This window comes from Methylobacterium sp. NPDC097929, from assembly GCF_049543375.1.
In the GTDB taxonomy this organism is placed as follows: Bacteria; Pseudomonadota; Alphaproteobacteria; order Rhizobiales; family Beijerinckiaceae; genus Methylobacterium.
This window is the reverse complement of sequence record NZ_JBMVEP010000006.1, coordinates 159,157-183,444: the sequence shown is the minus strand read 5'-3', so window position 1 is coordinate 183,444 and position 24,288 is coordinate 159,157. Positions and strand designations below refer to the sequence as shown.

The following is a 24,288-nucleotide window of genomic DNA, read 5'->3' as shown; positions in this document are numbered from 1 at the left end:
ATCCTCGAACGCCGAGAGGGTATTTCCGGTGTTATCTCCGGAAAAGCAGCGCCCATAACATAGGATGTGGAGAAGAAGCCCGATGAAGCCGCGCTCAGATCAATCCATGTTGCCTGTTTTAGCTTGGCCCTCGGTTCAGGGGTTCTGGCTCTGGATCTGACGCTGCATGGCCTTGTCCTCGGCGCGGCCGTAATTGATGAAGAACAGCGCGCCGTCGACGGCCTTGCCCTTCTGCAGGTTCGAGAGCTGCACCGTGGTGAGGTAGCCCTGCGGGTCGGTGATCCGCCACTGCGAGAGGGTCTTCATCTCGGCGTCGAAGTAGAGCTGGATCTTCGAGGTGCCGCCCAGCGTCGAGCGGTCCTCCAGCCCGATGCGGATGCCGCCCGGATCGTTGGACACGTCCGTCACGTTCAGGTCGCGGGCGAGATCGATCTTCTCGCGCAGCAGGAATTTCAGCGGCGTCTGCGAGATGAAGTAGAGATCCTGCGTGTTGAGCTTGCGGTCGCGCACGGCGACCGAGGTGCCGTCGGCCACCACTTCGAGCGGGGAGGGCTGGTCGTACTCGAAGCGCAGGCGCCCGGGCTTGGCCAGCGTGAGCTTGCCGCCGATGCGGCGCCCGTCCGCGCCGATCTGGATGAACGAGCCGGCCAGGGTCTGGAAGCCGTTGAAGTAGGCGTTGGCTCCCGCCACGATGGTGGCCGGGTCGGCATCCTGAAGCGAGGCGCCGAGGCTCGGCGCGCCCACCGCCGCGACCCGCGTGCCGGAAGCCGCGGCCGGCGCCGCCGCGGCGGGCGTGCCGGGCTTGGCCCCCGCCTTGACGCTGCCGGTCTTCTCGGTGGCCTTGTCCGCCCCCTTCTCGGCCGCCTTGTCGGTGCCCTTCTCAGCGCCCTTGCCGGGCTTCTGCGCCGCCTTCTTGGCCGGGGCCGGGGCGGCCTCCGGCTCGGGCGCGGCGGCCGGGGGCGGCGCCGGCTCCTCCTTGCGGCCGAACAGGCCGTCGAGGAACGAGGAGACCTGGGCGCTCGCCGGAAGCGGCTGGAGCGTCAGCGCGGCGACCACGAGCAGCGGACCGGCGGCGGGGCGGAGGCGTCGGCCAGTCATCGTGTGGGCATCTCCGAAAGCTTGCGGGCGCGCGGGGCCGGGGCCGCCCCGGTGCGGACGCGCCTTGCGGCGGAGCGTCCGGATGTCGTGGTTCGGGTAGACCCGGCCCCTGTGGCGAATATGCGACGGGGGCCGGGATGGCAGGTACTACTCGTCGTCGTAGCCGCCGGACGGGGCGCCCGCGAGACCCTCGACTAGGATCTCGCGCTTGCCCGCATGGTTGGCCGGCCCGACGATCCCCTCGATCTCCATCCGCTCCATGATCGAGGCGGCGCGGTTGTAGCCGATCTGCAGGCGGCGCTGGATGTAGCTGGTCGAGGCCTTGCGGTCGCGCAGCACCACGGCGATGGCCTGCTCGTAGAGCTCGCCGCCCTCGGCCCCGGCGGTCGCCGCGAAGGCGCCGATGTCGAAGACCGGGGCGTCGGCCTCCTCTCCTTCCGCGAAATCGTCCTTCTCGGCTTTGGCCGCGGCCTTCGCGCCCTTGGCGGGCTTCTCCGGCTGGTCGGACGAGCCGTCATCGGCGGTGACCGCCTCGAGGTACGAGGGCCGGCCCTGGCGCTTGAGATGCGCCACCACCGTCTCGACTTCCGAGTCCGAGCAGAACGGCCCGTGCACGCGGGTGGTGCGTCCGCCGCCGGCCATGAACAGCATGTCGCCCTGGCCCAGCAGCTGCTCGGCGCCCATCTCGCCCAGGATCGTGCGCGAGTCGATCTTGCTCGTGACCTGGAAGGAGATCCGGGTCGGGAAGTTTGCCTTGATCGTGCCGGTGATGACGTCGACCGAGGGGCGTTGCGTTGCCATGATGAGGTGGATGCCGGCCGCCCGCGCCATCTGCGCGAGGCGCTGGATCGCCCCCTCGATGTCCTTGCCTGCCACCATCATCAGGTCGGCCATCTCGTCGACCACGATCACGATGTAGGGCAGGGCCGAGAGGTCCATCTCCTGCTCTTCGAACACCGCCTCGCCGGTGGTGCGGTCGAAGCCGGTCTGGACCGTGCGGGTGATGATCTCGCCCCGCTCGCGCGCCTCCTTCATCCGGGCGTTGTACCCGTCGATGTTGCGCACGCTGATCTTGGACATCTTCTTGTAGCGCTCCTCCATCTCGCGCACGGCCCATTTGAGGGCGATGACCGCCTTCTTCGGGTCGATGACGACGGGGGAGAGCAGGTGCGGGATGCCGTCGTAGACCGACAGCTCCAGCATCTTGGGATCGACCATGATCAAGCGGCACTCTTCGGGCTTGAGCCGGTAGAGCAGGCTGAGGATCATGGTGTTGATGGCCACCGACTTGCCCGAGCCGGTGGTGCCGGCCACCAGCAGGTGCGGCATGCGGGCCAGATCCGCGATGATCGGCTCGCCGCCGATGTTCTTGCCCAGACACAGCGCCAGCTTGTGCTTGGTCTCGACGAAATCGACCGAGGCGAGCAATTCGCGCAGGTAGACGGTCTCGCGCACCGGGTTCGGCAGCTCGATACCGATGACGTTGCGGCCGGGGACGACGGCGACGCGGGCGGAGACGGCGGACATCGAGCGGGCGATGTCGTCCGACAGGCCGATGACGCGGCTGGACTTGGTGCCCGGTGCCGGCTCCAGCTCATACAGAGTCACCACGGGCCCCGGACGGACAGCCAGGATATCGCCGCGGACGCCAAAGTCCTGCACGGTCTGCTGGAGGTTGAGGGCGTTCTGCTCCAGCTCGTCCGCATCGACCTCCTCGCCATCGGGCAGCGGCGGCTCGGCGAGCAGTTCGAGCGAGGGCAGGGAATAGTCGGCGTTGCCGACGAACGACATCTCCAGATGGCGGCCGGCGGGGATCAGCGTCGGGCGCTCGGGCAGGATCGCCCGGGGACGGTTCTCGGGCTCCGCCGCGACGGGGTGCGCGGAGACGGTCTCGATTGCGGCCTCGGCTTCGAAGTCGTGCGCGAAGTTGGCCTCGAAGTCGGGGGCGGCGTCCTGCGCCGTCTCCTCGGCCGTCTCCTCGATTGCTTCCGCCTCGGCACCGACCTTGGTGCGCAGCAGGACGGGCCGCGCCGGAATCGTCAGCGGTGCCAGCGCCTGCGCAGGGGAGGGGGCCTGGGGCGCCGGCTGCGCCGCGACCGGCGGGGCGGGGGCCCGAGCCGCGAAGGGCTGAGCGATGGGTTGAGCGGTAAAGGGCCGAGCGGCGACGGGCGCGGCCGCCGGAACCGACGGCGCGGCGTACAGCACGGCCTGCGCGGGCGCGGACGGCGCGGCGGGCGCGGCGACGAGCGGGCGGGCCGGCCGGATCGCGGCGCGGGCCGCCATGGCGCTCAGCACGAGGCGCGGCGAGGCGGGCTGCGCCGCGGCCCGGGAGACCGGCTCGGCGATCTCGATCGCGGATTCGGCGGGGCCGAACCAGCCGTGCAGGGCGGACCAATCCGGCACGTCCGACCAGTCGGACGGCTCGGCCGGGACCGGCGGGATGAAGGGCGCGTAGGTTCCGAAGACCGCCGGGACGGATTCCGCGACAGCCGGCATGGTCAGCGGGAGGTTCTCCGGCGCGGACCCGGCATGGCTCTCCTCGACGTGGGCAGCCTCGATCACGGGCTGCGCCACCTGCATCGCGGCCTGTGCCGCCGCAGCGGCGGGCTTCAGGCGGCGGTCGGGCGTGCGGAAGAAGCTGACGCCCGGCGGCGGCACGAAGGGGCGGCGCCAGATCGGCACTTCCTCGCCCGCCTGCTCGGCGCGCAGCCGCGCGGCCTCGGCCCGCTCGGCAGCCAGCTGCGCCGCGCGCTCGGTGGCCTCGCGCTCCGCCGCCTCACGGGCCCGCTCCGCCTCGCGGGCCGCAGCCTCGGCGGCGGCCTGGGCATCGAGCAGGGCCTGAGCCCGGGCCTGCGCCTCGCGCTCGGCCTCCAGCGCCTGCCGGCGGCGCTCCATCAGCACGGTGTCGGGGGTGCGGGTGAAGCGCACCGCCTCGGGAAGCGTCTGCGGCGCGGCGTGGAGGGAGGCCTGCGGCGCGGCCAGCCCGTGGAGCGGGACGGCGCCGGCTTCCGGGGCGATGGCGGCCGGGCGGCGGGGCGTGCGCACCAAGACGCCGGGGCCGGAGGCCCGGGGGTCGATGCGGCTCTCGAACGTGCTCTCCGGCAGCCCGTCATAGGCGGGCTCCGGGGGGAAGGCCTGATGCGGGTCGAGGCCCGGCATCCCCGCCGCGTACAGGCCCCGCTCGTCCTCGGCGGTCCACGCCTCCGCGGCGGCGGGGGCGCGCCCGAGCATCGCGCCGGGCGGCACCAGCCAGCTCGGCACGCTGCCCGCGTCGAACGCATCGACACCCGGTTGCGGCAGGGCCGGATGGGGCAGGGCTTGGGGCAGCGCCCGCGGCGGGGCCGGGGGCGTGCCCGCGATGCGGCGGGCGAGGTTGGAGCGCAGACTCATCAGCCGATGGGCGAAGCCGCCGATCGACCGGTCCAGGCGGTCGCCGCCGCGGCTCGGCCGCGACGGATCACGATGGGAATAGGGAGGCCGTCCCGATGCGCGCATGATCTGTGAGATGACTCGAAACAAGGTCCGGCTCCTGCGGAGCGGTTCGTCCCTCACGGTAGGCGGATCGTCGTTAACGAACGCTTGCCCTCCCCCTCCTCCGGCCGTCCCGGGCCCGGCAGTGCACGCGGCGCGCGAACCGGATATCGTCGAGGACGGTTGGACCCTTGGACGGCGTTCCCGATGCCCGGTGGCAGGGCCGGCCGCATCCGCTTCGGCGGAGCGGATGCATCGGGGAAAATCATGTCGTCACAACAAGCTGGCAGACTGTCCTGCCACATCAGGCGAGCTTCGAGATCCCGGTGACGCCCCCTTCGCCCGACGCCTTCCGCTCCCTCTACCGGCACGGCTTCGCCCGCGTGGCGGCCTGCACCGGGCGCAGCCATCCCGGCGACCCGGCGGCCAACGCCGAGGACATCCTGGCGCTCGCTCGCGACGCCCACGCGGCCGGCGCGGCGCTGGCGGTCTTCCCCGAACTCTGCCTGTCCTCCTACGCCATCGAGGACCTCCTGCTGCAGAGCGCGCTGCTCGACGCGGTGGAGGCGGGCGTGGCGCGGCTGGTCGCGCAGAGCGCCGGTCTCACCCCCCTGCTCGTCGTCGGCGCGCCCTGCCGCTGGCGCAACCGGCTCTACAACGGTGCCCTGGCGATCCAGGGCGGGCGGCTGCTGGGCGTCGTGCCCAAGAGCTACCTGCCGAACTACCGGGAGTTCTACGAGAAGCGCCACTTCGCGTCCGGTGTGGGCATCACCGGCGAGACGATCCGCCTCGGCGGGGCGGAGGCGCCCTTCGGCACCGACCTGATCTTCGCCGCCGAGGACCTGCCCCGCTTCCGCCTCGCGATCGAGGTCTGCGAGGATCTCTGGGTGCCGCAGACCACGGGTATGGAGGCGGTGCTGGCGGGGGCCACCGTGATCGCCAACCCGTCGGGCAGCCCGATCACCGTCGGCCGGGCGGAGTCCCGCGCGCTCCTCACGCGGGCCGCCTCGATGCGGGGCCTGTGCGCCTACGTCTACGCCGCCGCCGGCACAGGCGAATCCACCACCGACCTGTCCTGGGACGGGCAGACCAGCATCGACGAGAACGGCGTGCGGCTGGCCGAGGGCGCGCGCTTTCCCGAGGGGCCGGTCGTGACCCTGGCCGATATCGACCTCGACCTGATCGCACAGGAGCGCCTCCAGGCCGGCAGCTTCGACGACAACGCCCGCGACCGCGGGGACCGAGCCTATCGCAGAATCGGCTTCCGGCTCGATCCGCCGCAGGGCGATCTCGGCCTGAAGCGCCGGGTCGAGCGCTTCCCCTTCGTGCCCTCCGACCCGGCCCGCCTCGCCCAGGATTGCTACGAGGCCTACAACATCCAGGTCGCCGGCCTCGCCCAGCGGCTCGCGGCCACGGGCACGAAGCGCGCGGTGATCGGCGTCTCGGGCGGGCTCGACTCGACCCACGCGCTCATCGTCGTGGCCAAGGCCTTCGACCGGCTCGGGCTGCCGCGAAAGGACATCCTGGCCTACACCCTGCCGGGCTTTGCCACCTCCGACGCCACCAAGACCAACGCCCACGCCCTGATGCGGGCGCTCGGCACGACGGCGGAGGAGATCGATATCCGCCCCGCCGCCCGGCAGATGCTGGCGGATATGGGCCACCCCTTCGGGAGGGGCGAGGCGGTCTACGACGTCACCTTCGAGAACGTGCAGGCGGGCCTGCGCACCGATTACCTGTTCCGGCTGGCCAACCAGCACGGCGGCATCGTCATCGGCACCGGCGACCTCTCGGAACTGGCGCTCGGCTGGAGCACCTACGGCGTCGGCGACCAGATGAGCCATTACGGCGTCAACGCGGGCGTGCCCAAGACGCTGATCCAGCACCTGATCCGCTGGGTGATTTCCTCCGGGCAATTCGGCGAGGAGGAGAACCGGACCCTGCGGGCGGTGCTCGACACCGAGATCTCGCCCGAACTCGTGCCGGCGACCGAGGGGGAGGGGCCGCAGAGCACGGAGGCCAAGATCGGCCCCTACGCGCTGCAGGACTTCTCGCTGTGGTTCACCCTGCGCCACGGCTTCGCGCCCTCGAAGATCGCCTATCTCGCGCTGCACGCCTGGGGTGACGCGGGTGCCGGCGACTGGCCGCCGGACTTCCCGGAGGCCAAGCGCGTGGCCTACGGCCTGCCGGAGATCCGGCGCTGGCTCCACGTCTTCCTCGACCGCTTCTTCCGCTTCAGCCAGTTCAAGCGCTCGGCGCTGCCCAACGGCCCGAAGGTCTCGGCGGGCGGCGCCCTCTCCCCCCGCGGCGACTGGCGCGCGCCCTCCGATGCCAGCGCCCGGGCCTGGCTCGACGAGTTGGAGCGCAACGTGCCGCAGGCCTGAGGCGCGCGGCCCGACGCGCCGCGAGGCCGCGGCTCACTTCGGGGCGCAGGTCTGCTATCCCTACCCGGCCGGACCCGCTTGGCCGGACCCGGCCCGCCCGCAGGGACGCTCGATGCTTCGCCTTCTCACGCCGATCCTGGCTCTCGCCCTGACGTTTGCCGCCCTCTGCAGCACCCCGGCCCTGGCGCAGGGCGCTCTGACGGCCGCCAAGGCGAAGGATCTGGTGCGGGCGAGCCTCGTCTCGGAGAGCGAGGCCCTGGTGCCCGGCCGCTCCGCGACGCTCGGCCTGCACATGGTGATGAAGCCGGGCTGGCACGTCTACTGGCGCAATCCCGGCGATTCCGGCCTGCCGCCGGAGATGGCGTGGCGGCTGCCCGACGGCTTCTCCGTCGGCCCAGTGGACTGGCCGGTCCCGGAGCGCATCCCGGTCCAGACCCTGATGAATTTCGGCTACGAGGGCGCGGTCACCCTGCTCGTGCCCCTCGACGTGCCCGCGAGCGCCGCGCCGGGGGAGCGCGTGCGGCTCTCCGGCACGCTCTCCTACCTCGTCTGCGAGGAGATCTGCATTCCGGGCTCGGCGGAGCTGAGCCTCGACCTGCCCGTGGCCGCCTCCACCGAGCCGGCCTCGGGGCAGGCGGCCCTGTTCGCCCGCGCCCGCGCCGCCCTGCCCGAGGCGGCCCCCGGTGCCCACCGCACCAGCCGCGAGGGCGACCGCCTCGTGCTGCATCTCGACCGGCCGGGATTGACCGCGGAGAGCGTGAGCGGCGCGGCCTTCTTCCCCTACGCCGAGGGCGCGATCGAGAACGCCGCCCCCCAGGATCTGACCGTCGATGCCGCCGGCCTGCATCTGACCCTCACGCCGGGGGACGCCAAGCAACCGCCCGAGGCGCTGGCCGGCGTGCTCGCGCTCACCGAGGCCGGCGCGCGCAAGGCCTACGCGCTCGGCGAAGCGCCCGCGGCTCCGCCCGCCGTCACCGCTCCCGCCGCCGAGGCCCCGCCCGCCCCGGCGGAGGAGAGCCTGACCCTGTGGAGCGCGGCCGGGCTCGCCCTGCTCGGCGGGCTCATCCTCAACCTGATGCCCTGCGTCTTCCCGGTCCTCTCGATCAAGGTCCTGAGCCTCGTGCGGCAGGCGGGCGAATCCGCCGCGCGGGTGCGCCTGCACGGGCTCGCCTACACGGCGGGCGTGCTCGCGAGCTTCCTCGGTCTCGCCGGCCTCCTGATCGCCCTCAAGGCGGGCGGGGCCGGGATCGGCTGGGGCTTCCAGCTCCAGTCGCCGGTCGTGGTGGCTTTGCTGGCCTACGGGCTGTTCGCCATGGGGCTCAGCCTATCGGGCGTGGTGCATCTGGGCGGGCGCCTCGTCGGGCTCGGCGATGGGCTGACCCGGCGGGCAGGCTATTCCGGCTCGTTCTTCACCGGCGTGCTGGCGACCCTCGTCGCCACGCCCTGCACGGCGCCCTTCATGGGCGCGGCGGTGGGCTTCGCCCTGACGCAATCGCCCGCGACCGCACTCACCGTCTTCGCGAGCCTCGGCCTCGGGCTGGCCCTGCCCTTCCTGGCGCTCACGGCGTTTCCGCGGGCGCTGCGCCTGCTGCCGCGGCCCGGCGCCTGGATGGACGTGCTCAAGGGCGCGCTCGCCTTCCCCGTCTACGCCACCGTGGCGTGGCTGATCTGGGTGCTCGCCCAGCAGGTCGGGCCCAACGGCCTGCTCGCCGGTCTGACCGGCCTCGTGCTGGTGGGGCTCGCCGCCTGGGCCTGGGAGCGCGCCCGCGATGCGGGGCGGCTCGGCACCGGTTTTGCCCGGGCGGCGGCGCTGGTCGCGCTGGCCGGAGCGCTCGGCCTCGTGGCCGCCCTCGACGGCGACCGGGCCGCCGCGCGGGGCACCACCCTGGCCCAGGGCGAAGAAGCGTTCACGCAGGCGCGTCTCGACGCCCTGCGCGGGGAGGGGCGCACGGTGTTCGTGGACATGACCGCGGCGTGGTGCATCACCTGCCAGGTCAACGAGCGCACGGTGCTCGCCCGCGACAGCGTGCAGGCGGCCTTCCGGGGGGGCGGGGTGGCCTATCTGAAGGGCGACTGGACCAACCAGAACCCGGAGATCACCCGCCTCCTGGAGCGCTACGGGCGCAGCGGCGTGCCGCTCTACCTCGTCTATCGCGGGAAGAGCGAGGCGCAGGTGCTGCCGCAATTCCTCACCGAAGCGGTGGTGCTCGCCGCGATCGGCAAGGGCGATCTCGCCGCGGCTCAGTAGGCGCGACTAAAGCGATTCTGATCCCCTCTCCCCCTGCGGAGAGAGGGGGAGCACGCGCCTCAGCCCGCGAGCTTCGCCGCAATGCCGGCCACGTGGCGGCCCTGGTAGCGGGCGCCGTCGAGTTCGACCTGGGAAGGCTGGCGCGAGCCGTCGCCGTCGGCGATCGTGGTGGCGCCGTAGGGCGAGTTGCCCTTCACCTGCTCGACGCCGTTCTGGCCCGCGAAGCTGTAGGGCAGGCCCACCACCACCATGCCGTGGTGGAACATCACCGTGTGGAAGCTCGTCAGGGTGGTCTCCTGGCCGCCGTGCTGCGAGGCGGTCGAGGTGAAGGCCGAGCCGACCTTGCCCACCAGCGCGCCCTTGGCCCAGAGGCCGCCGGTCTGGTCGATGAACTGCTTCATCTGCGAGGCCATGTTGCCGTAGCGGGTCGGCGTGCCGAAGATGATCGCGTCGTAATCGGCCAGCTCCTCGACGGTGGCGATCGGCGCCTCCTGCTCGAGCTTGTAGTGGAACTGCTTGGCCACCTCCTCCGGCACCAGCTCCGGCACGCGCTTGACCGCGACCTCGGCCCCGGCCTCGCGGGCGCCCTCGGCCACCGCCTGGGCCATCTGCTCCACATGGCCCCAGGACGAGTAGTAGAGCACCAGAACCTTCGCCATCGCTTTGTCCTCTTCCGCGGCGGGCCGACACGCGGCCCGATCATCGAATGCGGTGTGAGTATGGAGGTTCGCCCCGCTTGCAGGAACGCCTCGATGTGCAAGATGCATCTTGCGTATCTGCAAGGAGGGGTGCGATGCCGGTGGCCTGGGACGAGTTCCGCCTCGTGCGGGCGGTGGCCGAGCGGGGCGCGCTGGCACCGGCCGCGGCGCATCTCGGCATCAATCCCTCCACCGCCTTCCGGCGGCTCGCCGCGGTCGAAGAGGCGCTCGGCACGCGCCTGTTCGAGCGCCACCGCTCCGGCTACGTGCCGACGCCCGCCGGCGAGGCCATGGCCGCGGCGGCGGCGCGCATGGAGGAGGAGGTCGCGCGCTTTGACCGGGAGGTGGCGGACCGGGCGCTGACGCCCTCCGGCACCCTGCGCGTCACCGCCGCGGCGACTCTGGTGACCGACCTGCTGATGCCGATGCTCGGCCGCTTCCGGGCGCGCTACCCGGCGGTGCAGGTCGATCTCGTGGTCTCGGAGGAGGCGCTGAACCTCTCCCGCCGCGATGCGGACGTGGCCCTGCGCGCCACCCGCGCCCCCCCGCCCAACCTCGTCGGCCGGCGCATCGCCACCATCGCCTGGGCGGTCTACGGACGGGTGCAGGCCGAGGCTGAGGCCGCCGACGCGGCCTGGGTCAGCCCGAGCGAGGCGGTGGCCGGCGGACTCTTCGCGCGCTTCGTCGCAGCCCGGGCCGGGCCGGAGCGGGTGGCCCTGCGCATCAACACCGTGCAGGGCCTGTGCGAGGCGATTCTCGAGGGCGTCGGGATCGGTCCGCTGCCCTGTTACCGCGGCGACAGGATCGCGGCCCTGCGCCGCCTGTCCGGGCCGGAGCCGGATCTCGCCGGCTCGCTGTGGCTCCTGACCCATCCGGATCTGCGCCACGCCGCGCGGGTGCGCGCCTTCATGGACCACGTGGCGGCGGAGGTCGCGCCGCTGCGCCCCACGCTGGAGGGGCGGCGGGCGGAGGTTCCGTCGGCGTGAGGGCCGGCCGAAATGGTTGCCGGCGGGTACAACGCAATTGCGCGCGAGCCCCCTCCGCCGCTATATGAGATTCATCCCCCCATTCAGCGCGATACGGGATTCTCCGGGCTCGACACACGAGGCCGGAGACCGGGAGAGACCGTTTCCGTCATCCCGGCTCCGCCGCGCATTCGCGAAAAACCGCCTGGAGCTTTGCCGATGTCCCAAGGTCCGCTGATGCCCAAGGCGACCGCCGTGTGGCTCGTCGAGAACACCTCGCTGGCCTTCGAGCAGATCGCCGATTTCTGCAAGCTGCACCCGCTGGAAGTGAAGGGCATCGCCGACGGCGAGGTCGCCGCCGGCATCAAGGGGCTCGACCCGATCACCACCGGCCAGCTCACCCGCGACGAGATCGAGAAGGCGCAGAAGTCGCCCCATTACCGGCTCAAGGTCGCGGTCTCCAAGGTCAAGCTGCCGGAGGTCAAGCGCACCACCAAGGGCCCGCGCTACACGCCCCTGTCGCGTCGCCAGGACCGGCCGAACGCCATCCTCTGGCTGATCCGCAACCATCCCGAGTTGAAGGACGCGCAGGTGATCCGCCTCGTCGGCACCACCAAGGCGACGATCCAGCAGATCCGCGAGCGGACCCACTGGAACTCCGCCTCGCTCCAGCCGATGGACCCGGTGACGCTCGGCCTGTGCTCGCAGATCGACCTCGACTTCGAGGTGCAGCGCGCCGCCAAGGACCGTCCGGCCGTGGTGCCCGCCGATGGCGGCGCCAAGCTCCTGCCCACCGAGGTCTCGACCGCCCCGGCCGCCGCGGAGCGGGAGGAAGAGGAGGAGGATCTCAACGCCGACGCGGTCTTCGCCAAGCTCAAGGGCATGAGCCGCATCGACGAGGACGACGAGGAGTAAGGTCTCCCGCGGCCTTCGAGAGCCCGGCCGCCTTCGGGCGGCAGGCTCGGTGCCTTGAAATAAACTGCTCGCCTGCGCATGTCATATGCTGAATAATGCAGCAGGATCGCTCCCGGTGAGCGGTCGCAGGCGCGAGGGCGCGGCATGATCCACGGTGGCTTGGCCGAAGGCGGCGCGACCGGACCCGGTCTCCCAGCCGAGCCCGTGGGCGTGCTGGAGGCGTGGGTGCCCGCCGCCCCGCCCGGCGAGCCGGTGACGCTGGCGCAATCCCTGATGAGCGAGGCGGGCTGGGGCCCGGAGAATTTCGGCGCCGAGGGCCCGAACGCGCCCTACCTGCGCATCGGCGGCAAGCTCTGGGTGACGCTGACCGAGGTCGAGCCCTGCTTCTCCTCGTATCACCGCGACCGGGGGCCGTTCCGCTCCAAGGTCGCGATCGCCGGCCACCTCGCCAAGTACGACGCGATCATGGTCGATCCGCTGGCCTTCGAGGAGTGCTTCGGCCCCGGCGAGGGCACCGAGGCGGTCTTCCCCTTCGGCGCCTGGCTCGAAATCCGCCGCGTCGATTTCGGCGGCCTGGAGCTGTGGGGCAAGCGCCAGGGTGCGGTGACGCTGCCGCTCGACGCGCTGGCGGTGGCCTCGGCGATCTGGCTGCGGCGCAAAGGGTCGGCGCCGCGATCGGAGCCGACGTGAGACCGCTCTTCGATTGAGGCGCGTCTTGCCAGGGGCGCCAGACGATACCGTTTTTGGCTGAACGCTTCGGGTTTGGCCCCACGCCGTGATCGCGAGCGTCAGCGAAGCGATTCGCCTCGCAACGACGAAAGAGGCCGACCGGATCAGCCGTCATACCGTCTCCGGGTGATCGCTTCGGACTCTTCCTTCGTCATTGCGAGGCGAAGCCGAAAGCAATCCAGGGCTCCGCACTTTCCGGATAGGTCGCGCTCTGGGTCGCTTCGGCTCCGCCTCGCGATGACGGAGCGGGCAAAGGCCGGGGCAATCAAACGGAGACGATATCAGTCGTCCGATCCCGCTCCCCGCAGGCGGGGAGAGGCGATGCCCGGCAGGCCGGGTTGAACGATGACCCCTCAGGCCGAGGCCAGCGGCTTCGAGACGTCCTCCAGCGACTTGCCCTCGGCCGCCGTGCCCCAGATCCAGCCGACCACCGCCGCCACCGCCATCAGGCTCGCGCCGATGAGGTAGCCCACCAGCACGAGATCGCGCGAGCCGGTCTCGACCAGCGCGCCGAACAGCAGCGGCCCCGAGACGCCGCCGATGCCGGTGCCGATGGCGTAGAAGGCCGCGATCGCCAGCGCGCGGATCTCCAGCGGGAAGGTCTCGGCGACCGTGAGGTAGGCGGAGCTGGCCGCGGCGGAGGCGAAGAAGAACACGCCCATCCAGGCCATGGTCTGGCCCCAGGGGCCGAGCAGGTCGGCGCGGAAGACGAGGCCGACCCCGACCAGCAGCACCGCCGAGATGCCGTAGGTGAAGGCGATCATCGGGCGCCGGCCCACGGTGTCGAACAGCCGTCCCAGCAGCAGCGGGCCGAGGAACGAGCCGAGCGCGAAGGGCAGCAGGTACCAGCCGACATCGCCGCCCGGCACCTCGTAGAAGCGCTCCAGCACCAGCGCGTAGGTGAAGAACAGCGCGTTGTAGAAGAAGGCCTGGGCGATCATCAGCGCCAGCCCGACCATGGTCTGGCGGCGGCTCGTGACGAACAGGGCCTGGGCCACTTCCGCGAGCGGGGTGTGGCTGCGGACCTTGAGCTTGAGGCGCCGCGACTCGTCGGGCGGCGGCAGGGTGATGCCCTCGTCGGTGAAGCGCTTCTCGATGCCCGACACCACCCGGTCGGCTTCCGCCGCGTAGCCGTGGGTGACGAGCCAGCGCGGGCTCTCGGGGATCCAGGTGCGCAGGAGCAGGATCACGAGGCCGATGCCGCCGCCGACGAAGAAGGCGATGCGCCAGCCCCAGGCTGGGTCGATCCATTCGGGCCGCAGCAGCGCGATCGAGAGGAAGGAGCCGAGCGCCGCCCCGATCCAGAACGAGCCGTTGATGACGAGGTCGGTCCAGCCGCGCACGCGGGCGGGAATCAGCTCCTGGATGGTCGAGTTGATCGCGGTGTACTCGCCGCCGATGCCGGCTCCCGTGAGGAAGCGGAACAGGCAGAAGCTCCAGATATTCCACGACAGGCCGGTGGCCGCGGTCGCCATGAGGTAGAGGGCGAGCGTGATGAAGAACAGTTTCTTGCGCCCGATCCGGTCGGTGAGCCAGCCGAAGCCGACCGCGCCGACCACCGCGCCGACGAGGTAGGAACTCGCCGCCAGGCCGACATCGAACTCGGTGAAGGACATCGGCTCCTTGCGCAGCGCCCCGACGAGGGCGCCCGCCAGCGTCACTTCGAGCCCGTCGAGCACCCAGGTGATGCCGAGCGCGACGATGACCAGGGTGTGGAAGCGGCCGAAGGGCAGGCGGTCGAGCCGGGCGGAGATGTCGGTGTCGATCACCGTGCCCGCCGCGACCCGCTCAGGGGGCGCGGTTCCGGCCTGACCTTCCGCTCGGCTCGTCATTGCCCCTCCGTTTACCCTGATTCGGCAAAATTGTTCGCAAGTCCCGTCCGGCAGTGCCAAACCGCTGCCCGGTCGCCCCACGAATCGGCGTTCGGAAACGCTTCAGGTTGCGGAATGGCCCCATCCGCCGGGCCTCTCGCCATGACATTTTTCGCGCCGCTTTCCGCCAGGACGATCCTTCCGCCGCTCGCCGTCGCCCTCGGCTCCCTGGGGGCCGTGCTCGCCGCCTCCACGCTGGCGGCCCAGGCCGGCGGCGCCGCCCGCTGGGCCCTGCGCCCCAAGGCCCAACCCGTGGCGGTGGCCCAACCCGCGGCGGCGGCCCCCGCCGAGATCGCGCCCGTTCTCGTGCTGCGGGGCTCGAAGTCGGTCCCGCTCTCGGAGCTGCCCGGCGAGCGGCGCACGGTGCGCATCGTCTACCAGGGCTATCTGCCGGCCGAATCCCGCTGAAGCCGCGGGTCGAGCGCCTCGCCGAGGCCGTCGCCGAGTCGGTTGAGGGCCACCAGGGTGACGACGAGGAAGCCCGCGGGCGCGGCGAGCATCCAGGGCGCGGATTCCAGCGCGCGAGCGCCCTCCGCGATCAGCACGCCCCAGGAGGTCGCTGGCTCCTGCACGCCGAGGCCGAGGAAGGACAGGAAGCTCTCCAGGAGGATCACCCGCGGCACCAGGAGGGTCGCCGCCGCGATGATCGGCCCGAGTGTGTTGGGCACGACGTGGCGGACGAGGATCGTGCCCGGCCCCACCCCCAAAGCCGTCGCCGCGCGGAAAAAGTCGCGGCCCTTGAGGCTCAGCGTCTGGGTGCGCACGATGCGGGCCATGTCGAGCCACTCGACCGCCGCCACCGCCACCATGACCAGCCACAGCCCGGCGCGGAAGAACACCAGCAGCATGATGACGAAGAACACGAAGGGCAGGGCGTAGAGGATGTCGAGCAGGCGCATCATCAGCGCATCGACCCATCCCCCGGCCATGCCGGAGACGGCCCCGTAGCTCACGCCGATCAGCAGGGCGGCCAGCGTCGCGGTCAGCCCGATCAGCAGGGACACCTGGCCCGCCGCGAGGCAGCGGGTGAGGAGGTCGCGCCCGAGCGCATCGGTGCCGAGGAGGAAAGTCAGCTTCCGCACCGGCAGGGCGACCACGAGCCGGCTTCCGTCGGCCGCGCGCTCCAGCACCTGGGCCGTGCCGAACAGGCCCGAGCGGGGCAGGAGCCGCAGCGCCCGCTCGTCGACGGGCCTTCCCGAAGCCGTCAGCGTCAGCCGCACCCGGTCGCCCTCGAGCCTCATATCCTCCAGCCCGAGCCGCATGCGGAAGGCGAGGCGCGTCAGCGCCGGGCGCAACTCGTCCGCCCGCGGGTGGGCGTCGAGGCTCGGGCCGACCCGGACGAAATCGGGATAGATCTGCTCGGGCTTGTGCCCGGTCAGGAAGGGGCCGATCAGGCAGGCGAGCGCGATCAGCACGAGGCTCGCCAGAGCCGCCAGGGCGCCCCGGTCGCGGGCCAGCCGGCGGCGGGCGAGGCGGGCCAGCGCCGCGCTCACGCGGACACCCTCAGGCGCGGATCGAGCGCGGCGGCGACGAGGTCGGCGATCAGGTTGAAGGCGACCACCATCACCGCCACCAGCAGGACGGTGCCCATCACCAGCGTGTAGTCGCGGTTGAGCGCGCCCTCGATGAAGTAGCGGCCGATGCCCGGCAGACCGAAGATGGTCTCGACGACGACCGAGCCGGTCATCAGCCCCGCCGCCAGCGGCCCCAGCGTGGCCACGACCGGGAGCAGCGCGCCGCGCAGAGCGTGCCGGGCGATCCGGGCGCGGGACAGCCCCATGGCGCGCTGCGTGCGGATATGCGGCTGGATCAGCACCTCGGCCAGCGAGGCGCGGGTGAGCCGGGCGATGCCGGCGGCGTGGGGCAGGGCCAGGGTGAGCACCGGCAGGACGAGGTTCTTCGGATTGCCCCCCGCCCAGCCGCCGACGGGGAGCCACGCCAGCCCCAGGCCGAACACGATCTGGAGGAGGGGCGCGGTGACGAAGTTCGGCACCGCGAGGCCCAGCGAGGCGACGAGCCCCACCAGCCGGTCGGCGGGCCCGCCGCGCCGGAACGCGGCGAGGCTCCCGAGCGCCAGCCCGAGGGTGAGCGCGAGCACGAGCGCCAGCGCGCCGAGGGTCGCCGAGACCGGCAGGCCGCGGGCGAACAGGTCGGTGACGGTCAGGTCGCGGAAGCTGAACGAGGGCCCGAGATCGCCCCGGGCGAGGCTCGCGAGGTAGCGCCCGAACTGCACGATCAGGGGCTGATCGAGCCCGTAGACGCGGCGCAGGTTCTCCATCGCCGCCGGGGGCAGCGGCCGCTCCAGATCGAACGGACCGCCCGGCGCCAGCCGGATCAGGAAGAAGCTGCCCGCCACCACAAGGAACAGGGTCGGCAGGCTCTGCGCGATCCGGCGGGCGATGAGGGCGATCATGCGTCGAGCCGGAGGTAGCGGGTGGGCGCGACGTTGCGGATATTGGGATGCATTCCGTGCAGCCGCGGCGAGACGAGCGCCTTCGAGCGGTAGTGCAGCAGCGGCATCCAGGGCAGTTCGTCGAGCACGATCGTTTCCGCGTCGAACAGCAGCCGCGCGCGGGCCTGCACGTCGCGCTCCCCCGCCGCCCGCGTCAGCAGCCCGTCGAACGCTGCGTTCGACCAGCGCCCGGCATTGAAGCCGTCATTGCCGGTGCGCAGCAGGAACAGGAAATTCTGTGGGTCGGAATAGTCGGCGACCCAGGACATCCGGGCGAGGTCGAACGGGCCGCCGTCGCGCAGAAAAGCGAAGTGGGTCTTGGCGTCGGTGGAGACGAAGCGGGTCTCGACGCCGATGCCGCGCCACGCATCGGCCAGGGCGATGGCCGTGTTGCGGTTGTTGTCGGTGGTGTTGAAGCGGTACTCGACCGTGAGCGGCGTCTTGGGTCCGAAGCCGGCCTGCGCGAGCAGCCGCAGCGCCTCCTCCTCGCGGTCGATGGGGCCGTCCTCGCGCCCCGGCATCAGCGGCGGCGGCAGGGCGTTGTCGAGGCCCGGCGGGCAGAAGGAATAGGCCGGGGCCATGGTCTGCCCCCAGACGATCTCGGCCAGGAACTCCCGGTCCACGGCGAGCGAGAGGGCGCGGCGCACCCGCGCGTCGTCGAAGGGGGCCTTGCGCAGATTAAAGGCGATGGCGAGCAGGCCGAGCCCCGGCCCGAGCCGGACCTGCGCCCCGAAGCGCTTCTGCAGGGAGGCGATCTGGTCGGCGGGCAGGTCCGACAGGGAATCGATCTCGCCGGCCGCGTAGCGCCGCACCGCCGCGGCGAGGTCGGGGGTCGGCACGAGATCGACCCGCTCGATCGGGATCGCGGCGGCGTCGCGATAGTGGGTGTTCTTGGTCAGGGTGATGCGGTCGTTGGGCACCCACTCGACCAGCGCGTAGGGGCCGTTCGAGACGAGGTTGCCGGGTCGTGCGAAGGCGTCGCCCCAGCGCGCCAGCGAGGGCCGGTGGACCGGCAGCGAGGTCTGGTGGGTGAGGAGTTCGAGCAGGTAGGGCACCGGCTCGGCCAGCACGATCTCCAGCGTCCGGGTGTCGGGGGCGCTCACCCCCAGCGTCTCCGGCGGCTGCGCGCCCGCATTGACGGCCGCCGCGCCGCGGATCGGAAACAGCACCTCGGCGTACTTCGCGCCTGTCGCCGGTGCGAGGATGCGGCGCAGGGAGAACAGGAAGTCCTCGGCCGTCACGGCCTCGCCGTTCGACCAGCGCCCGTCGGGGCGCAGAGCGAAGCGGTAGGTCAGGCGGTCGTCGGAGATCGTCCAGCTCTGCGCGGCGCCGGGGATGATGGTGCCGAGATTGTCGTAGGTGAGCAGCCCTTCGAACAGGTCGCGCAGGATGTGCGCCTCGGCGACCGTCGAGGTCTTGTGCGGGTCGAGCGTCTCCGGGTCGGCGTCGTTGCCGCGGCGGTAGACCGGCGCGGCGGCGCGTGCGGGCAGGGCGAGCCCGGCGGCAAGCGCCGCGCCGCCCCGCAGGACGGTTCGCCGGACGAGGCTCACGGGGTTGTCCGATGCGTCCCCTCGCCCCGCTGGGGAGAGGGGACGAACGGCGCGGAACTCCCGAACACGATCGGTGCCCGCTCAGGCGCCCGTATCCCCCTTGAGCCCCGCGGCCTCGATGCCGGCCAGCGCGCAGATCTCGTCGTTGTCCGAGGTGTCGCCGGAAATGCCGACCGCGCCGAGCAGCCGTCCTTCGGCGTCGCGGATCAGCACGCCGCCGGGCACCGGCACCAGGGCATCCGGCCCGACGAGGTGGCTCACCGCGGCCACGAAATGCGGCTGTTCCTCCGCCCGCTTGGCGATCGCCCGCGAGCCGAGGCCGAGCGCCAGCGCGCCGTTGGCCTTGCCCCGGGCGATCTCCGCGCGGCGCAGCGAGGTGCCGTCCTCGGCGGCCAGGCACTTGAGGGCGCCGCGGGCGTCGTAGACGACCACGGCGAGCGGCTTGAGCCCCCGCGCGCGGGCGGTCTTCAGGGCGGTGGCGACGAGGGTCTGCGCGGCGGCAAGCGTCAGGTCGATCATGCGGATGTCCTCGAAGGGCAAGGTCGTGGGCAGGACATGCACCGCCGCGGCCGGTTTCGCCAAGCCGGTCGTGTCAGGCGACCGTCACCTGCGCGCGCACGGAATTGGCGATGAAGCAGGTCTCGTGCGCCTCGTGGTGAAGTGCGGCGAGCCGCTCCGCGTCCGGTGCCGGGCCCGTCCACGCGATGCGCGGATGCAGCACCACCCGCGTCACCGCCTGCCGGCCCGGCGCGATCGCCTCCATGCGGCCCTCGGCGTGGTCGCGGTAGGCGTGCGCCACGAAGCCGGCGAGCCGGGCGACGTGGAGGAAGCTCAGCATGTGGCAGGAGGAGAGCGCGGCCACCAGCATCTCCTCGGGATCGACGGCCTCGCTCACCGCCCACTTGCCGACGACGTGCGGCGAGGCCGAGCCCGGCACCGCGATCCCGCCGTCGAAGCGGATCGCGTGGCCGCGGCTGTAGCGCCCGGCGGCGAAATCCTCGCCCTCCGCCAGCGCCCAGCGCACATCCGCGGTGTAGTTCGCCATGGTCGTCCCTCCCGTCGCGGGGAGAGCCTATCCGGCGGCGTGCGGTCGGGCCAAGTCGGCAGAGTCTCGCCCCGGCGGCGGCGCGTCGCGGCGGTCCGTCCTGGCCGGGCGGGGAGGCCGGTCTAGTTCCGCCATGGAGATCGCAGAGCAGGAAGCTTCGAGACCATGGCTGAGGGAACCGACCGCCCCACCGTCCTGTGCCACATGACCACCTCGGTCGACGGGCGCATCAAGGTGCGGCGCTGGACCACCGTCGACGCGGATTCGCACTACGAGGCGGTCCACAAGCGCCTCGGCGGCGACGCCTGGATGTGCGGGCGCATCACCATGCAGGGCTACGCCGACAGCGCCGAGCCGCTCGCCACCGAACCGCCCGAGGCGCCGGTGTCGCGCGAGGATCACGTCGCCCGCACCGACGCCCCCGGCTACGCGGTGGCGCTCGATGCCCGCGGCGCGATGGATTGGGGCGCGCGCAACGAGATCGAGGGCGATCACGTCGTGGTGGTGACCACGGGGCAGGCCTCGGACGACCGCCTGCGCCGCCTGAGAGCGGGCGGCCAGTCCTACATCATCGCCGGCGCGCGCGAGGTCGATTTCGCCCTCGCGCTGACCAAGCTGAAAGCGCTGTTCGGCATCGAGCGGCTGCTGGTGGAGGGCGGCGGGCGCATCAACGGCTCGATGCTGAAGGCCGGGCTCGTGGACGAGCTGAGCCTGCTGCTGGCCCCGGCCGTCGACGGCCTCATCGGCACGCCGGCCCTGTTCGACTTCGAGGGCCGCGAGGACGAGAGCATGGGCTCGCGCCGCCGCCTCATCCGCACCGCCTGCGAGCCGTTCGAGGACGGCACCGTCTGGCTGCGCTACCGGATCGAGCCGGTGGGCTGATCGGCCTTCGCGGCCTGCACGGTGAGGAACGCGTCGTAGGCGTTCGTCACCGCCGGCCGATTCTCGAAATGCGGGAAGGCGCCGGTGGGCAGGCGCAGGATCGTCCAGTTCGGGCGGCCCGCCACCTCGCCGACATGGCGGTAATCGACGAAGTCGCCCCGCGCCCCGTAGACCATGAAGATCGGCAGGGTCAGCGCCTCGTAGACCCGGGTGGTGTCGTCGGGGAACAGGTAGCCGGAGAGGAACGAGAAGGGCGCGTGCTCCGCCCCCGGCTGGCGGGCCGAGATCCGATCATAGGCGAACAGGCCCTCGTCGATCCGGGCGCTGCCCCAGGTCTTCTCCAGGAAGAAACGCATGCTCGGCCCGCTCACCAGCGCGTCGAAGAGCGGGCGGCCCCAGAGCGGGAAGGCGGCGAGCTGCCGGGCCAGGGGATTGCCGCGATGGGCATCCGCCGGGCCCTCGCCCGAGAGGCGCCCGTCGAACCCCGTGGGGCTGATCAGGCCGAGGCTGGCGAAAAGCTCCGGCCGCTCCAGGGCGGCCCGGGCGAGGTAGGCGCAGGACAGGGACAGGGCGACGCCGTCGAGCGGCTGCCCGCCGTGGCGGCCCGCGATCTCGGCGGCGGCATCCACGATCGCGTCGATCATGAGCCGGGGCGTGTAGACGCGGTCCGCCCGCTCGGAATGGCCGAAGCCCGGCAGTTCGAGGGCGTAGACGGGGCGGCGCGAGCGGTAATGCTCGTAGAGCGGCCGGACCTCGTAGGCGTTGGCCGCCGCGTTGATCGAGTGGATCAAGAGAAGCGGCCGGCCGCCCTGCGCATCCGCGGCGTAGAGGTTCACCCGGCCGGAACGCGTGCGCAGGGGGCTGCGCCGCCCCGACAGGGCCGGGGGCAGGGGGCCGGCCCGGTTCAACCCGAGATGGCTCCAGGCGATCCAGGCGCCGGCCGCAGCCAGCGGCAGCAGCGCGAGCGCGCCGGCCGTCCTGGCCTTCCGGAGCTTGAGATGGCTCGTGCCGCGCATGGTTCCTCCGTTCCGTCCTGGCGACGGACAACGCGGGCCGGGGGCCGACGTTGCCGAGGCCTGCCACCCACGGTTCACGGCGCGCCGGCTTACCCTTAAAGGCTGTCGGGAGGCGTCGAAGGGGACAGGAACCGGATGCAAGATCGCAAGCCCGAGCGCCGCGTCCTCGCCATCGTCGCCGTCCTGACGGGCCTCGGGATGGCGGTGCTGCCGACCACGGGGATGGCGTTCCTGATGCCGTGGGTGATGCAGCAGGGGGCGCACCCGGCCTCCACGGCTGCGGTGATTCAGACGGCGCACACCTACGGCCTGATCCTGGGCGCGCTGCCGATGGCGGCGCTGGCCGCGCGGCTCGGAGCGCGGCGCGGCTTCCTTGCCGCGCTCCTCGCCCTCACGGGGCTCGTCCCCGCCGCGGCGCTGCCGCTCGACCTCGTGCCGCTGCTCGGTCTGCGTCTGGCGCAAGGCGCGGCGTCCGCGCTTCTCGTCTGCGCGGGCTGGAGCCTGCTGCGCCGCCTCTTCGGCGAGGCGCGCCTCGGGCTCGGCCTCGGACTGGGGGAGGCGGCCGTCCTGCCGGCGCTGCTGCTTCTTCAGATGTCGGCCGGGTTCGCGCTGTCGTGGTTCGGAAGCCTCGGCATCCTCGTCCCCACCCTGCTCCTGGCGGGGCCGAGCCTGATTCTCGGTCTGCTCACCCTCCCGAAGGAGGACGCGCCGTGGCCGCGCTTCGACGGACTCGGCGCCGTCCTCTCGGTGCTCTGCTTCGGGCTGCTCCTGACCGCCGTGCCGCTCGCGCCGATCCGGCCGGTGGCCGCCCTGCTCGTGCTCAATCTCGGGCTGATGCTGCTGGGGCTCTGGATCTGGCAGCAATGGCGGCGGCCGGCGCCGCTGCTGCCGCTCGATCTTCTCGCGCGGCCGGGCCTCGCGTGGCCGCTCGCCGCGGCCTTCGCGGGCAACGTCGCCCTCACCGCGGCGGACATCGCCCTGCTCTCCCATCGCACCGCGTTCGACGGCCTGTCGCGGGACGGCGTGGGCCTCGTGTTCCTCGGGCTTGCGGCCCTCACCGCCGGAGCGGGCTTCTATGCCGGACGGTCCGGTGCGCCGCGTCTCGCCCGGATCGGGATGGGGCTCGCGGCGGCCGGCCTCGCCGCTCTCGCCGTGGGGCTCCCGAACGGCGGGACGGCGGGCGGATGGCCGATCCTGGCCGCGGGCCTCCTCGCCTTCGGCATCGGCCGCGGCCTGTTCACCGTCGCCAACGTCCTGGCGCTGCTGCGGGCCGCACCGCCCGAGCGCAATGCCGCCGCGGCCGGATTGTTCGTTCTCGCGGGCGGGCTCGGGACGCTGCTCGGCCCGCGCTACCTCGTGCAGCTTCCGGCCCTGTTCATCCCGGCCGAAATGATTGGGACCGGGCTCTGGCTCGGCCTCGCGGCGGGGGCGGCACTGATCGCGGCTCTGCTCAGTCGGTCGAAGCAGACAATAATCAAGACGGGCGCACTCAGTCGAGGCAGTCAACTAAAACATCCTATGACATAGTCTGAACTCGCTGCATCTTACGGCTCGTTGTCTGCTATGTTTGGGATAAAATTGAGATCTGTATCGCTGGTCTTGAATGTGAAATTGCACCATAACGACCTTGGTCGCTGGTCTGCGCTGTCGGTATGGCGCAAATCGGCGCGATATAGCTATAATGATTGGAAATATATAAAATGCCTCTAATAGATTTTTGGAAAACAAATCCAGGCGCTGTCGACCAGCTTTCGATCGCGCAGATCGTTTCGGCGGCGGGTGATGGGAACCTCCGCGACAACTCGCCGTGCTCCAAAGAGATAAGGGAATATTTCAGGGGTGCAGCTTCTTCGAAATTAAGCGAATATGTTGAGCAGTGTTTGTCCAGCAAACTAGAAAAGGCGGAATGATACTCCAGGATTTGATTAATGAATTAGGTAGGCGTTTGGATTATATTGTTACAAATGGTAGATATCAGGGCGTTTCGGGCGAAGTAGGGTTCGATGGATTGTGGGCTGCGCCCGAGGGAGGTTCGATAATCGTAGAAGTAAAAACCAGCGACGCGTACCGAGTTTCTCTCGACACGATTATTGGGTACAGGGCGAAATCAATCTCGCAGAAACTTTCGCCATTAGAGACATCTGTTTTGATTGTTGTTGGCAGGCAGGATACTGGAGAGCTTGAGGCACAGGTTCGTGGATCGCGCCATGCTTGGGACATTCGCCTAATCAGTGCGGAGTCTTTGATTAAGCTTTTAATATTGAAGGAAAATTCGGTGGATCCAGATACCGATCTAAAAATAAGAAGTATACTTGCTCCCTTAGAATACACCCGCCTCGACAGGTTGGTGGACGTCATGTTTACTGCAGCCAGAGACTCGTCTTCAATAAAAGATGAGATTGCGATCACCGACGAAGAAGAGGGGGCGTTGCCAGAGCTAAACATTCAGGCCTCGGCTGGCGAAATCAAAGAGAAGGTGACGGGAATCTGGGATTTCACCGAGCCAAGGCTGCTTACCGCTCAACGAGCGCGAATTATATCCACAATTTCTGAAATTTTAAGTACGAAACTTATCAAGCAGAGTAGAGCTTTATTTTGGGACAAGGATCACAAAATTCGGGTTGTATGCACAATATCAAAGGCGCACACGAGGCGCCCATCTCATCCGTATTGGTACGCGCACCACCCGAAATGGGATGTGTTTTTAGAGGGTGGAGAGTCTGGATTTTTAGTACTAGGATGTATGGACTTGGAGTGGGCTTTCTCAATCCCCATAGGGGAATTTCATAAGATAGTCGATGATTTGAATGTGACAGAAAACGATAAATTAAAATATTGGCACATTCACATTACGCGCGATGCAGCCGGGATGTATTCGATCGTTGTCCCTAAGTCGCTTAAAAACTTCGACTTGGAGCCCTTCAAGTTCAAGCTATTGGAAGGTTTATAATAATCATCTTCGCT

At 70.6% G+C, this 24,288-nt stretch carries 19 protein-coding genes; 9 read left to right on the top strand and 10 right to left on the bottom strand.

Features of this window, described 5'->3' with window-relative positions; translation table 11 throughout:
- Positions 1–135: 135 nt before the first annotated feature.
- Both ACPCJR_RS16295 and ACPCJR_RS16290 read right to left on the bottom strand, forming a co-directional pair.
- On the bottom strand, positions 136–1,098 hold the full coding sequence (locus ACPCJR_RS16295) for an outer-membrane lipoprotein carrier protein LolA (RefSeq protein ID WP_391513579.1): 963 nt from the start codon (positions 1,096–1,098) through the stop codon (positions 136–138).
- A 147-nt stretch (positions 1,099–1,245) separates the two neighbouring features.
- A complete protein-coding gene (locus ACPCJR_RS16290) occupies positions 1,246–4,488 on the bottom strand; it encodes a DNA translocase FtsK (protein ID WP_391513581.1) in 3,243 nt (1,080 codons plus the stop codon).
- A 407-nt stretch (positions 4,489–4,895) separates the two neighbouring features.
- Here ACPCJR_RS16290 and ACPCJR_RS16285 point away from each other — a divergent pair, with 407 nt between their 5' ends.
- Both ACPCJR_RS16285 and ACPCJR_RS16280 read left to right on the top strand, forming a co-directional pair.
- Positions 4,896–6,953, top strand: a complete 2,058-nt coding sequence (locus tag ACPCJR_RS16285) for an NAD(+) synthase (RefSeq protein WP_391513583.1) — start codon at positions 4,896–4,898, stop codon at positions 6,951–6,953.
- Positions 6,954–7,065: 112 nt separating this feature from the next.
- Positions 7,066–9,201, top strand: a complete 2,136-nt coding sequence (locus ACPCJR_RS16280) for a protein-disulfide reductase DsbD family protein (RefSeq protein WP_391513585.1) — start codon at positions 7,066–7,068, stop codon at positions 9,199–9,201.
- A 59-nt stretch (positions 9,202–9,260) separates the two neighbouring features.
- Here ACPCJR_RS16280 and wrbA read toward each other — a convergent pair whose 3' ends face one another.
- The gene (gene wrbA / locus ACPCJR_RS16275; protein ID WP_391513587.1) at positions 9,261–9,860 is read right to left on the bottom strand and encodes an NAD(P)H:quinone oxidoreductase; all 600 of its coding nucleotides are present in this window, start codon (positions 9,858–9,860) and stop codon (positions 9,261–9,263) included.
- Positions 9,861–9,994: 134 nt separating this feature from the next.
- Here wrbA and ACPCJR_RS16270 point away from each other — a divergent pair, with 134 nt between their 5' ends.
- From ACPCJR_RS16270 to ACPCJR_RS16260, 3 genes are all read left to right on the top strand, one after another.
- Positions 9,995–10,885: a LysR family transcriptional regulator gene (locus ACPCJR_RS16270; protein ID WP_391513589.1), complete on the top strand. Its 891-nt coding sequence runs from the start codon at positions 9,995–9,997 to the stop codon at positions 10,883–10,885.
- A 198-nt stretch (positions 10,886–11,083) separates the two neighbouring features.
- Positions 11,084–11,779, top strand: coding sequence for a DUF1013 domain-containing protein (locus ACPCJR_RS16265; RefSeq protein ID WP_391513591.1), 696 nt, complete (start codon positions 11,084–11,086; stop codon positions 11,777–11,779).
- 144 nt (positions 11,780–11,923) lie between these two features.
- Positions 11,924–12,469 (top strand): hypothetical protein, encoded by a 546-nt coding sequence (locus ACPCJR_RS16260; protein WP_391513593.1) that lies wholly within the window; start codon positions 11,924–11,926, stop codon positions 12,467–12,469.
- Positions 12,470–12,861: 392 nt separating this feature from the next.
- Here ACPCJR_RS16260 and ACPCJR_RS16255 read toward each other — a convergent pair whose 3' ends face one another.
- Positions 12,862–14,340, bottom strand: a complete 1,479-nt coding sequence (locus tag ACPCJR_RS16255) for an MFS transporter (RefSeq protein ID WP_391513595.1) — start codon at positions 14,338–14,340, stop codon at positions 12,862–12,864.
- A gap of 141 nt (positions 14,341–14,481) precedes the next feature.
- Here ACPCJR_RS16255 and ACPCJR_RS16250 point away from each other — a divergent pair, with 141 nt between their 5' ends.
- A complete protein-coding gene (locus ACPCJR_RS16250) occupies positions 14,482–14,787 on the top strand; it encodes a hypothetical protein (RefSeq protein ID WP_391513597.1) in 306 nt (101 codons plus the stop codon).
- Here ACPCJR_RS16250 and ACPCJR_RS16245 read toward each other — a convergent pair.
- The 5 genes from ACPCJR_RS16245 to ACPCJR_RS16225 form a co-directional block, all read right to left on the bottom strand.
- Positions 14,763–15,872: an ABC transporter permease gene (locus ACPCJR_RS16245; protein WP_391513599.1), complete on the bottom strand. Its 1,110-nt coding sequence runs from the start codon at positions 15,870–15,872 to the stop codon at positions 14,763–14,765. The genes ACPCJR_RS16250 and ACPCJR_RS16245 overlap by 25 nt on opposite strands.
- Positions 15,869–16,792, bottom strand: coding sequence for an ABC transporter permease (locus ACPCJR_RS16240; protein WP_391513601.1), 924 nt, complete (start codon positions 16,790–16,792; stop codon positions 15,869–15,871). The genes ACPCJR_RS16245 and ACPCJR_RS16240 overlap by 4 nt, the downstream gene beginning before the upstream one ends.
- Positions 16,789–18,381: a peptide ABC transporter substrate-binding protein gene (locus ACPCJR_RS16235; RefSeq protein ID WP_391513603.1), complete on the bottom strand. Its 1,593-nt coding sequence runs from the start codon at positions 18,379–18,381 to the stop codon at positions 16,789–16,791. Before ACPCJR_RS16235 ends, ACPCJR_RS16240 begins: the two co-directional genes overlap by 4 nt.
- An 81-nt stretch (positions 18,382–18,462) precedes the next feature.
- Complete coding sequence (locus ACPCJR_RS16230; protein WP_391513748.1) at positions 18,463–18,900, bottom strand: GlcG/HbpS family heme-binding protein; 438 nt, start codon at positions 18,898–18,900, stop codon at positions 18,463–18,465.
- Positions 18,901–18,973: 73 nt separating this feature from the next.
- Positions 18,974–19,426, bottom strand: a complete 453-nt coding sequence (locus ACPCJR_RS16225; protein ID WP_391513605.1) for an OsmC family protein — start codon at positions 19,424–19,426, stop codon at positions 18,974–18,976.
- 165 nt (positions 19,427–19,591) lie between these two features.
- Here ACPCJR_RS16225 and ACPCJR_RS16220 point away from each other — a divergent pair, with 165 nt between their 5' ends.
- Entirely contained in the window at positions 19,592–20,308 is a 717-nt protein-coding gene (locus ACPCJR_RS16220; protein ID WP_391513607.1) for a dihydrofolate reductase family protein, read from the top strand.
- Here the strand turns inward: ACPCJR_RS16220 and ACPCJR_RS16215 are convergent.
- Positions 20,284–21,324, bottom strand: a complete 1,041-nt coding sequence (locus ACPCJR_RS16215; RefSeq protein WP_391513609.1) for an alpha/beta fold hydrolase — start codon at positions 21,322–21,324, stop codon at positions 20,284–20,286. The genes ACPCJR_RS16220 and ACPCJR_RS16215 overlap by 25 nt on opposite strands.
- 135 nt (positions 21,325–21,459) lie before the next feature.
- On the opposite strand from ACPCJR_RS16215, the gene ACPCJR_RS16210 reads away from it, so the two are divergent.
- Both ACPCJR_RS16210 and ACPCJR_RS16205 read left to right on the top strand, forming a co-directional pair.
- Complete coding sequence (locus tag ACPCJR_RS16210; RefSeq protein WP_391513611.1) at positions 21,460–22,851, top strand: MFS transporter; 1,392 nt, start codon at positions 21,460–21,462, stop codon at positions 22,849–22,851.
- A 379-nt stretch (positions 22,852–23,230) separates the two neighbouring features.
- Positions 23,231–24,274 carry a hypothetical protein gene (locus ACPCJR_RS16205; RefSeq protein ID WP_391513613.1) on the top strand — a complete coding sequence of 348 codons (1,044 nt, stop codon included), beginning with the start codon at positions 23,231–23,233 and terminating at the stop codon, positions 24,272–24,274.
- Positions 24,275–24,288 lie beyond the last annotated feature (14 nt).

Coding starts and splice junctions, on each gene's coding strand:
- ACPCJR_RS16295 (WP_391513579.1), bottom strand. CDS start 1,098: ATGACTGGCCGACGCCTCCGCCCCGCCGCCGGTCCGCTGCTCGTGGTC.
- ACPCJR_RS16290 (WP_391513581.1), bottom strand. CDS start 4,488: ATGAGTCTGCGCTCCAACCTCGCCCGCCGCATCGCGGGCACGCCCCCG.
- ACPCJR_RS16280 (WP_391513585.1), top strand. CDS start 7,066: ATGCTTCGCCTTCTCACGCCGATCCTGGCTCTCGCCCTGACGTTTGCC.
- wrbA (WP_391513587.1), bottom strand. CDS start 9,860: ATGGCGAAGGTTCTGGTGCTCTACTACTCGTCCTGGGGCCATGTGGAG.
- ACPCJR_RS16270 (WP_391513589.1), top strand. CDS start 9,995: ATGCCGGTGGCCTGGGACGAGTTCCGCCTCGTGCGGGCGGTGGCCGAG.
- ACPCJR_RS16265 (WP_391513591.1), top strand. CDS start 11,084: ATGTCCCAAGGTCCGCTGATGCCCAAGGCGACCGCCGTGTGGCTCGTC.
- ACPCJR_RS16260 (WP_391513593.1), top strand. CDS start 11,924: ATGATCCACGGTGGCTTGGCCGAAGGCGGCGCGACCGGACCCGGTCTC.
- ACPCJR_RS16255 (WP_391513595.1), bottom strand. CDS start 14,340: ATGACGAGCCGAGCGGAAGGTCAGGCCGGAACCGCGCCCCCTGAGCGG.
- ACPCJR_RS16250 (WP_391513597.1), top strand. CDS start 14,482: ATGACATTTTTCGCGCCGCTTTCCGCCAGGACGATCCTTCCGCCGCTC.
- ACPCJR_RS16240 (WP_391513601.1), bottom strand. CDS start 16,792: ATGATCGCCCTCATCGCCCGCCGGATCGCGCAGAGCCTGCCGACCCTG.
- ACPCJR_RS16230 (WP_391513748.1), bottom strand. CDS start 18,900: ATGATCGACCTGACGCTTGCCGCCGCGCAGACCCTCGTCGCCACCGCC.
- ACPCJR_RS16225 (WP_391513605.1), bottom strand. CDS start 19,426: ATGGCGAACTACACCGCGGATGTGCGCTGGGCGCTGGCGGAGGGCGAG.
- ACPCJR_RS16220 (WP_391513607.1), top strand. CDS start 19,592: ATGGCTGAGGGAACCGACCGCCCCACCGTCCTGTGCCACATGACCACC.
- ACPCJR_RS16215 (WP_391513609.1), bottom strand. CDS start 21,324: ATGCGCGGCACGAGCCATCTCAAGCTCCGGAAGGCCAGGACGGCCGGC.
- ACPCJR_RS16210 (WP_391513611.1), top strand. CDS start 21,460: ATGCAAGATCGCAAGCCCGAGCGCCGCGTCCTCGCCATCGTCGCCGTC.
- ACPCJR_RS16205 (WP_391513613.1), top strand. CDS start 23,231: ATGATACTCCAGGATTTGATTAATGAATTAGGTAGGCGTTTGGATTAT.